The 1,682-nt window shown below is 69.4% G+C and carries 2 protein-coding genes; one reads left to right on the top strand and one right to left on the bottom strand.

Annotation, left to right across the window (positions count from 1 at the left end):
• Positions 1-125: 125 nt before the first annotated feature.
• Entirely contained in the window at positions 126-1,487 is a 1,362-nt protein-coding gene (locus tag ABZ260_RS50780) for an MFS transporter (protein ID WP_355633089.1), read from the bottom strand.
• On the opposite strand from ABZ260_RS50780, the gene ABZ260_RS50775 reads away from it, so the two are divergent.
• Positions 1,471-1,682: hypothetical protein (locus ABZ260_RS50775; RefSeq protein WP_355633086.1), on the top strand; the 212-nt coding region annotated here is incomplete at its 3' end. The genes ABZ260_RS50780 and ABZ260_RS50775 overlap by 17 nt on opposite strands.

The following is a 1,682-nucleotide window of genomic DNA, read 5'->3' as shown; positions in this document are numbered from 1 at the left end:
TCTCCCCTGGTCGGCGCCGCGCCGAAGGCCCCGTTGTCGTAGAAGGAGCGCCCGTCCTCGATCACGTGTTTGGACCGGTCGGGCGTGACCGAGCATTCCCCCACGATGATCACCGTGCGCGTGGGTCATCTTTGGAGGGAGGCCGCCTCCGCGACCGGCTGGCTTTCCTGCCGCATGTGACGCCTCTGGATGCTCTGGAAGCCGACCAGGTCGTCCGGGAGCGCGTCCGGCACGTCCACGTCGAACCTGGACAGCGTGCGGGTCCGCATCGCGACCAGCGCCGTGACCGCGATGGCGACCGCGAACAGCACATACATCAGGCCGACGCCGCGGCCCTCGCCGGTACCGAGCACGAGGCCGACCGTGCCGGCGAGCGGCCCTCCTGGCGTGAGCAGCGGCTCGAACAGGGCACTGCCGTACGGCGCGACCAGGCCGAACCCGATCGGCAGGGTGGACCAGGCGATGAGCGTGTTGAGCGCGATGACCCGGCCGTGGAACCGCTGCGGCACCTTGACCTGGATGATCGTGGCGTAGACGCCGTTGAGCATGGTCAGCCAGAACGACATCCCAAAGGCGCCCACCGCGATCAGGGGCAGGCTCTGCCGCAAACCGGTGACCAGGCAGAAGAGGCTCAGCACGAGGGTGGAGAGCATGACGCCGCGCAGCCGCCGCCGCCTCGGTCCTCCCCAGACGGTCATGGTCAGGCCGCCGAGGAAGACCCCGAGGCCGCCGGCGAAGGAGATCCGGCCGACGTCCTCCAGCGTGGCGAAGCCAAGGACCAGCGGCGAGATGAGCAGGAAGAGCGGGGACAGGAAGATGTTGAGCACCGCGAAGAAGAACAGCATGCCGCGGAAGCCCCGGTTACCCCAGGAGAACCTCCAGCCCTCGACCATCTCGGCGACCAGCGACTCCCTGCGCTTCCACGCCATGGTCCTCGGGAAGCGGACGAAGAGCAGCACTCCGATCGCGAAGACGTAGGAGACGACGTCCAGGACGAGGATGCCCTCCAGGCCGACCACCGCCATCAGGCCGACCGCGAGCAGCGGGACGACCAGTTGCGCGGTGCCGGTGACCATCTGGACCACCCCGTTGGCGTGGCCGAGGAAGCGCTTGGGGACCAGTTGCGGTACCGCCGAGTTGTACGCGAGGCGCTGGAAGGTCAGCGCCACGGAGAGCAGTACCAGGAGCGGGTAGATGTGCCAGATCTGAAGGTTTCCGGTCCACAACAGGACGCCGAGTGCCAGCTGGGTGCCGAACGCGCCGACGTCTCCGGCGAGCATGACCCGGCGCCGGTCGTAACGGTCGACGAGGGCACCGGCGAGGGGGGAGACCAGCATGCCCGGGACCAGCGCGAGGACCGAGAACAGGGCGAACCTGGCGAGTGAGCCGGTGGTGATGTAGATCCACAGTGGTACGGCGAACTCGGTCAGCGACGACCCGACGATCGAGACGAGTTGTCCCGCGGCCACGGTGGCGAACCGCCTCATGCTCGGCTGGGGGCCGGGACTCACCGAGGAGACCGCCGCTCCGGGGTGCCCGGTCGCCGGTGGCGCGCCGCCCGTGCCGGGACCGGCGAGAGCGGGCCCGGCCGGGGTCCGCCCGGCCCGGACGACGGCTCCGGTGGGGACCGACGTCATGAAGACGGCGATCGTGGCGATCGAGGACACCAGGTTCTACGAGCA

This window comes from Streptosporangium sp. NPDC006013 (genome assembly GCF_040614275.1).
Classification (GTDB): domain Bacteria; phylum Actinomycetota; class Actinomycetes; order Streptosporangiales; family Streptosporangiaceae; genus Streptosporangium.
The sequence above is the reverse complement of the archived record's forward strand: the minus strand, read 5'-3'. Positions and strand labels throughout refer to the sequence as shown.